This window comes from Pseudomonas sp. RL (assembly GCF_000647775.1).
Taxonomy (GTDB): Bacteria; Pseudomonadota; Gammaproteobacteria; order Pseudomonadales; family Pseudomonadaceae; genus Serpens; species Serpens flexibilis.
In genome coordinates this window covers 1-7,295 of sequence record NZ_JBOY01000036.1, presented here as the reverse complement: position 1 = coordinate 7,295, position 7,295 = coordinate 1, and the positions used below count along the sequence as shown (strand labels likewise).

Sequence of the window (7,295 nt, the reverse complement as noted above, 5' to 3'; positions counted from 1 at the left end):
GGTTATGAGCCCGACGAGCTACCAGACTGCTCCATCCCGCGCCGGCCATTCTACGCGCCGAAGGATGGCTGTCAACCTTTGATTGCGAAAAAGCCTTTTGCCATCAGCCTCTTGCGCGTTCACCGGGGTGGTAGACTGCCGGCTCCACGCCACACCTGGCGGCGCTTTCGGCCCTGAATACCGTGCGCAAGATCATCCATATCGACTGCGATTGCTTCTACGCCGCCATCGAGATGCGCGACGATCCGCGCCTGGCTGGGCGGCCGCTGGCGGTGGGTGGTTCGCCGGAGCAGCGCGGCGTGGTCGCCACCTGCAACTACGAGGCGCGTGCCTGGGGTATCCATTCGGCAATGCCGATGCGCACCGCGCTCAAGCTGTGCCCGGACCTCAATGTGGTGCGCCCGCGTATGGACGCGTACCGGGAAGTGTCCCGGGAGATTCACGGCATCTTCCGTGACTACACCGAGCGGATCGAGCCGTTGTCGCTGGATGAGGCCTATCTGGATGTGTCCAGCGCGACCCATCACGGCGGGAGCGGCACCCTGATCGCTCGCGAAATCCGCCAGCGGGTCTGGGAACAGTTACGCATCACCGTGTCCGCCGGGGTGGCGCCCAACAAGTTCCTGGCCAAGATCGCCAGCGACTGGCGCAAGCCCAACGGCTTGTTCGTGATTACTCCGGACGAGGTGGAGGCGTTCGTGGCCGAGCTGCCGGTCGGCAAGCTGCACGGCGTTGGCAAGGTGACCGCCGAGCGCCTGACCCGCCTGGGTATCCGCACCTGCCGGGAGCTGCGCGAGTGGGACCGGCTGGCGCTACTGCGCGAGTTCGGCAGTTTTGGCGAGCGGCTGTGGCATCTGGCGCGCGGTATCGACGAACGCCCGGTGCAGGTGGACAGCCGTCGCCAGTCACTGAGCGTGGAGACTACCTTCGATCAGGATCTGCCGAATCTTGCGGCCTGCCTGGCCGAGTTGCCCGATCTATACGACGAGTTGCAGCGCCGGCTGACGCGCCTGGACCAGAGCTACCGGATCGGCAAGCCGTTCGTGAAGCTCAAGTTCCACGACTTCACCCAGACCACCCTCGAACAGGCCGGCGCTGGCTGGGACCCGGACAGCTACCGGTTGCTGCTTGGCCAGGCTTTCGCCCGAGGCGACAAGCCGGTGCGGCTGATCGGCCTGGGCGTGCGACTGGTGGATCTGCAGGGCGTGCAGGAGCAACTGCGCCTGTTCTAGTCGAAGGCGAAATGCTCTGCCGGCAGCTCCATGATCTTCTCCGCCGGGCTGAGCATGCCGGTGGCATGGGCCTTGGCGCGCGGCAGCAGGCGGCTGAAGTAGAAGTCGCTGGTGGCCAGCTTGGCCTGGTAGAAATCCAGCGATTCCTGCCCGCCGTCGCGCATGCGCTGGCGGGCGGCGCGCTCCTGCAGGGCCCAGGAATACGCCAGGGTCACGTAGCCGGCGTACATCAGAAAGTCGTGGCTGGCGGTGCCGACCAGGTCGCGCTGCTTGCGGGCGATCAGAGCGATGCGCAGGGTCAGCCAGTTCCATTGCGCGCAGAGCCTGAGCAGCGTCAGCGCCTTGCCGCGCATGCCCGGCTCCTCCTTGAGCAGCGTCCAGGCCAACGCGGCGATGTCGCCGGTGAACTGGCGCACGGCCTTGCCCCGGGTCATCAGCAGCACCTTGCGACCCAGCAGGTCGAGGGCCTGGATCCCGGTGGTGCCCTCATAGAGCGTGGCGATGCGCGCGTCGCGGACGATCTGTTCCATGCCGTGCTCGCGGATGTAGCCGTGCCCGCCGTACACCTGCATGCCCAGGTTGGCGGCTTCCAGGCCCAGCTCGGTCAGGCAGCCCTTGAGGATCGGGGTGAGGAAGCCCAGCTTGTCGTCCCAGTGGGCCTGCTTGGCGCTGTCGCCGGCGAAGATGCCTTCGATCATGCGGTCGGCATATTGTGCGGCCAGGTAGACGAGGGCGCGGCCGCCTTCGGCGACGGCCTTCTGGACCAGCAGCATGCGCCGCACATCGCCGTGGTGCAGCAGGGCGTCGGCCACCTGCTGTGGTTCCTTGGTGCCGGACAACGCGCGCATCGAGCGGCGCTCGCGGGCGTAGGCCAGCGCGCCCTGGTAGGCCAGCTCTGCGGTGGCCACGCCCTGGATGGCGGTGCCAATGCGCGCGCTGTTCATGAAGGTGAACATGCACTCCAGGCCCTGGTTGGGCGGGCCGACCAGGTAGCCGGTGGCGGCGTCGAAGTTCATCACGCAGGTCGCCGAGGCCTTGATGCCCATCTTCTTTTCCAGCGCGCCGCAGGTGACGCCGTTGCGCGCACCCAGGCTGCCGTCGGCATCGACCAGGAACTTGGGCACGATGAACAGGCTGATGCCGCGGGTGCCCTTGGGCGCGTCGGGCAGGCGCGCCAGCACGATGTGGATGATGTTCTCGGTCAGGTCGTGCTCGCCGCTGGAGATGAAGATCTTGGTGCCGGTCAGTGCATAGCTGCCGTCCGCGTTGGCTTCGGCGCGGGTCTTCACCTGGCCGAGGTCGGTGCCGCACTGCGGCTCGGTGAGGCACATGGTGCCGGCCCAGCGCCCCTCGGTGAGCGGCGGCAGGTAGGTGGCCTTCTGTTCATCGCTGCCGTGCATCATCAGCGTGTTCATGGCGCCCAGGGAAAGCCCCGGATACATGGCGAACGGCCAGTTGGCGGTGCCGAGCATCTCCTGCTTGATGGCGCCGAGGCTCATCGGCAGGCCCTGGCCGCCGTACTCGACCGGGTGCGACAAGCCCTGCCAGCCGCCTTCCACAAAGGCCTGGTAGGCCTCCTTGAATCCCTGGGGCGTGCGGACTTCACCGTTCTCCCAATGGCAGCCTTCTTCGTCGCCGGAATGGTAGAGCGGGGCGATCACGTCCTCGCAGAGGCGGGCGCACTCGCCCAGGATCGCCTCGACCACATCGGGCGTCGCCTCGGCGCCGGCAGCCAGGGCGCCATAGTGGGCGGGGTAATCCAGCACTTCGTTGAGCAGGAAACGGATGTCACGCAGCGGAGCTTTGTAGGCGGGCATGTTCGGTCTCGACGGGTGGAACGACGCGGCGAGTTATACGAGCGTGGTGTCCGGCATGCCTTGGCTTGCGGTGCGCGGGTGCGTGGCAGATCGGTCAGAAGGTGGAGATCGCGGGAATGGCTGCGGCGGGAGAGGACGTGTCCGCGAAGGTGCACGCCGGACCGGAAAGCTCGCGAATGACTTCGCTCCCACGTTCACTCCGAGATCTGCAGCTCCCGTGCCTTGCTGTACACGTAGCGCACCTTTTCATATTCGAACGGTGAGTTGACCTGGCCGTAGCGGAAGCTGGTCTGGTAGCGCAGGTCCACCACGCGCAGGCCATAGATTTCCGGATGGCCATAACTGGCGGCTTCGCTGACGCCCAGGTAGTCGATTTCGCCTTCGACCCAGAAGTCGGCCGCCAGGCCGGCGGTGTCGCGCAGGTTGGAGGGGCCGAGGAACGGCAACACCAGGTACGGCCCGGACGGCACGCCGTAGGCGCCGAGGGTCTGGCCAAAATCTTCCCGGTGGCGCGGCAGACCCATTCGGCTGGCGACGTCCCACAGGCCGAACACCCCGAAGGTGCTGTTGAACAGCACGCGCGCGGTGATTTCCATGGAACGCTGGCCCTTCAGCTGCAGCAGGCTGTTGAACAGGTTGCCCACGTCGCCGATGTTGTTGAAGAAGTTGCTCACACCGCTGCGTACGAAGCGGGGCGTCACCGCCTGGTAGGTGTTGACCACCGGCAGGAAGACCCACTCGTCGAAGCGCTGGTTGAAGTGATAGACCCGGCGATTCCAGGGCTCCAGCGGGTCGTAGACATCCAGGGCGAGCAGGGTGGAGCGCTCGAACTCGCGTTGGTCCAGGCCCGGGTTGAAGGTCAGCCGCTCCAGCGGTCGGGTGAAGCCGTCCTCGTCGGTGGCGAGGGTCTGCGCCTGGCTGATCGGCATGGCCAGTATGAGCAGGGTCAGCAGGGTGAAACGCTGTCGAAGCATGGGCAGTGATCCGTTACGGGCGCATGAAGTCGAGCATGGCCTGGGTGTTGACCCGGTAATTCATGTTGCCGCAGTGGCCGCCGCGCGGGTACAGCGTTAGCCGCGAGCCGAAGGTGCGGCGCAGGAAACCCAGATCGCCGGGGCCGAGAATGATGTCATCGGCGTTGTGCATCACGGCGACCTTGTCGCTGTTGCGCAGGTAGTCCTCCAGGGCATAGAGGCTCACCGCATTCACCAGCTGCGGCAGGCTGCCGCCGTCGAATCGCTTGCGCCACATCGGCACCAGTTGCTCGGCCATGTAGCAGTCGAAGTCGCAGAGCAGCGCGCGGCGGAAGAACGGAGTGATCTCGGTGCCCTCGTCGATCGGGTAGCCGGGCGGGGTGATCAGCCCGCGCCGGTTGATCAGGTCCGAGGTGAAGACGATGTCGGCGGCCGAGAAACGAAACGAGGCGCCGATCAGCATCGCCATCTCCTCGTCACTCAGGCGTTGCTGCGACTGCTGGAAGTCGAACAGCAGCGCCGCGCTCATGTCCAGGCTGCCCTTGTGCTGGAAGTAGTGGGTGAGCTTCTCGAACATGCGCTCGTAGAAGGAGGCGGCGTCACGAATATCGGCCACCTGCGTCTGCACCAGGCGGTCGAGGTTGGTCACCGAGGTGTAGAGGTTGACCGGCGGGTTGATCATCAGCACTCGCTGGAAGTTGAAGTGGCGCCGCTGTTCGTCCAGGTGGCTGACGAAGGCGGCATGCAGGCCGCCGAGGCTGTAGCCGGTCAGGTGGTAGCCGGTGACGTCAAGCTGTGGGTGGTTGGCCATCACCGCCTGCATGACCCGGTAGAGGTCATCGGCATCCTCGGCGGAAATACCCGGCGTGGCGAAGCGCGAGGCGGCGGCCATGAAGTCGTAGCTGGTCGGCGAGGACAGCTGCACCACATGGAAACCGCCCTGGTAGAAGACCTTCTTCAGCAGTTCCATGTTGCCGCTGGCGTAGTGGGCACCGGTGCCGGCAATGATGAAGATCAGCGGCGCCGGGCCGTCCTGGGTGGCGAGTCGATAGCGCAGCTTCTTCACCGCCCAGAAGTTGGCCGGCAGCTTGTACTCGCGCTCCGGGCGCAAGAGCAGGCTGTAGTCGCCCTGGCTGATCTCGTCATCCCCGGGCAGTTCCGGCCGCAGGTCCGGCGGCGTGCCGGCGATGGTGGCCTCGAACGGGTTGCTCAGCGGAAAGCCATAGGCGTCGGGGGAAATGTCGGCGGCCGGTGCGGGGCCAGCAAGCAGGCCGAGCAGGAGGGCGAGCGGAATCAGGTGCGGCATGTTCAGTCCGGTGCGGCAGGGGAACGAGGCTTTGACAACGAAACGGCCCGCTGGGTGCGCAGTATGCCGGCGGCGCCGCACGGCAGACCAGTCGGTGCTGGCTATTCTTCAGGGCCAGGCACATTGCGGGGAGCCCACGATGAGTTCGACACGGCCGTTCGCCGTCGGTGAAGCGTCAGCGCGCTATGGGGGGCTGGTGCTGGGCCTGCTGGCCTGGGTGCTGGCCTGTGGGGTACTGCGTTTCTTCTTCCTGGAAGACGAGCGCTGGCTCGGCTGGTGCGCCGAAGCGCCGTCCAGTCTCGCCTGTCGCGCGCGGGGCTGGCTGGGCTGGGCCATCCACCTGCGCGTGCTGGCGTGGCTGGCGCTGCCGCCGGCATTGCTCGGCTTCTGCCTGCCGGGTGTGCCCGGTCGTTGGCTGGCCGGCCTGGCCCTGGTGCCGGCACTGGGCGGCCTGGTGCTGTATGCCGTCACGCCGGCGTCCTTCGCCACGCTGCTGGCCCTGCTGCGCCTGGTGCGCGACGAGCGCCTCAGTGACGCCAGAACGCGTGGGTGAACAGCACCAGCACGGTGATGATTTCCAGACGCCCCAGCAGCATGCCCAGCGACAGCAACCACTTGGCGGCATCCGGCAGGCTGGCGAAATTGCCGGCCGGGCCGATGATCGGACCCAACCCCGGACCGACGTTGCACACCGCGGTGGCGGCGCCGGTCAGCGCGGTCAGCGGGTCCAGGCCCAGCAGCGCCAGGCCGAGGGCGACCACGCCGATGGTGATGGTGAAGAAGAATGAGAAGGTCAGGATCGAGCGGACGATTTCCTCGTCCAGCGGATGGCCGTTGTACTTCTGCTGGATCACCGCACGGGGGTGGATCAACTGCTGGATGTTGGCGCGCAGCAGTGCGAAGGCCACCTGGAAGCGGAAGATCTTCAGCCCGCCAGTGGAGGAGCCGGAGCAGCCGCCGATGAAGGTCAGGTAGAAGAACGCCATGATGGCGAAGTCGCCCCACTGGCTGTAATCGCCCAGGGCGTAACCGGTGGTGGTGATGATGGAGACGGTGTTTACCGAGGCCAGGCGCAACGCATCGTTCCAGGCGTAATCGGAGTTCAGCCACAGCCAGCCGCTGAACAGCAGGCAGGCGGCGACCAGCAGCTTGAGAAAGCCGCGAACCTGCTGATCGCGCAGCAGCGCCTTGTAATTGCCGCGCAGGGTGGACACATACAGCATGAAGGGCAGACTGCCGAGAACCATGAGCACCACCGCGACCCAGTGCGAGGCGGGCGGGAAGGCGGCCAGCGAGGCGTCCGAGGTGGAGAAGCCGGCGGTAGCCACCGAGGTCATGGCGTGGTTCACGGCATCGAACCAGCCCATGCCGGCCAGGTGGAAAGCCAGCGTGCCGAGCAGCGTGAACAGCAGGTACACCCCGACGATGTACTTGGCCACCATGTGCGAACGCGGCAGCACCTTTTCCGACCAGTCCGAGGACTCGGTCTGGAACAGGCGCATGCCACCGACGCGCAGCAGCGGCAGGATCGCTACCGCCATGGCGATGAAGCCGATGCCGCCCAGCCATTGCAGCAGCGAGCGCCACAGCAGCAGGCCGGGCGAGGCATCGTCCAGGCCGGTGAGAACCGTGCCGCCGGTGGTGGTAATGCCCGACATGCTCTCGAAGAAGGCGTCGGTGTAGCTCAGGTCGCGGATCATCAGCATTGGCAACGCGGCGAAGAGTGCTACCACCAGCCAGCTCGCGGTGGTCAGCAGGTACATGTCGCGCGGACGCAGATGCGCCTCGGCCGGGCGGCCGGGCAGCACCAGGGCCAGGCCGGTGCCGAAAGTGATCAGACTCGACCAGAGAAACGCCTCCAGCTCATCGGTGCGCCCGTACCAGAGCTGGGCGAACAACGGCAGCAGCATGCTCGCGGCCAGGGTGATGAGGAAGATCCCGAGAATGAAACCGATGATGCGCAGTG

The 7,295-nt window shown here is 66.3% G+C and carries 6 protein-coding genes; 2 read left to right on the top strand and 4 right to left on the bottom strand.

Features of this window, described 5'->3' with window-relative positions; genetic code table 11:
• The first annotated feature begins 182 nt into the window (after positions 1-182).
• A complete protein-coding gene (gene dinB / locus AS93_RS0106840; RefSeq protein ID WP_027589924.1) occupies positions 183-1,232 on the top strand; it encodes a DNA polymerase IV in 1,050 nt (349 codons plus the stop codon).
• On the opposite strand, the gene AS93_RS0106835 is transcribed toward dinB, so the two are convergent.
• The 3 genes from AS93_RS0106835 to AS93_RS0106825 form a co-directional block, all read right to left on the bottom strand.
• Entirely contained in the window at positions 1,229-3,049 is a 1,821-nt protein-coding gene (locus AS93_RS0106835; RefSeq protein WP_027589923.1) for an acyl-CoA dehydrogenase C-terminal domain-containing protein, read from the bottom strand. The genes dinB and AS93_RS0106835 overlap by 4 nt on opposite strands.
• A gap of 194 nt (positions 3,050-3,243) precedes the next feature.
• A complete protein-coding gene (locus AS93_RS0106830; RefSeq protein WP_051587366.1) occupies positions 3,244-3,978 on the bottom strand; it encodes a VacJ family lipoprotein in 735 nt (244 codons plus the stop codon).
• A gap of 58 nt (positions 3,979-4,036) precedes the next feature.
• The gene (locus tag AS93_RS0106825; protein WP_027589921.1) at positions 4,037-5,329 is read right to left on the bottom strand and encodes a serine/threonine protein kinase; all 1,293 of its coding nucleotides are present in this window, start codon (positions 5,327-5,329) and stop codon (positions 4,037-4,039) included.
• Positions 5,330-5,468: 139 nt separating this feature from the next.
• Here AS93_RS0106825 and AS93_RS0106820 point away from each other — a divergent pair, with 139 nt between their 5' ends.
• Positions 5,469-5,882 (top strand): hypothetical protein, encoded by a 414-nt coding sequence (locus AS93_RS0106820; protein WP_027589920.1) that lies wholly within the window; start codon positions 5,469-5,471, stop codon positions 5,880-5,882.
• Here the strand turns inward: AS93_RS0106820 and AS93_RS0106815 are convergent.
• The gene (locus AS93_RS0106815; protein ID WP_027589919.1) at positions 5,857-7,293 is read right to left on the bottom strand and encodes a TrkH family potassium uptake protein; all 1,437 of its coding nucleotides are present in this window, start codon (positions 7,291-7,293) and stop codon (positions 5,857-5,859) included. The genes AS93_RS0106820 and AS93_RS0106815 overlap by 26 nt on opposite strands.
• Positions 7,294-7,295: the final 2 nt, after the last annotated feature.

Bases quoted from the DNA above. Each gene is read 5' to 3' on its own strand.
- AS93_RS0106830 (WP_051587366.1), bottom strand. From the start codon at position 3,978: ATGCCGATCAGCCAGGCGCAGACCCTCGCCACCGACGAGGACGGCTTC.
- AS93_RS0106835 (WP_027589923.1), bottom strand. From the start codon at position 3,049: ATGCCCGCCTACAAAGCTCCGCTGCGTGACATCCGTTTCCTGCTCAAC.
- AS93_RS0106820 (WP_027589920.1), top strand. From the start codon at position 5,469: ATGAGTTCGACACGGCCGTTCGCCGTCGGTGAAGCGTCAGCGCGCTAT.
- AS93_RS0106825 (WP_027589921.1), bottom strand. From the start codon at position 5,329: ATGCCGCACCTGATTCCGCTCGCCCTCCTGCTCGGCCTGCTTGCTGGC.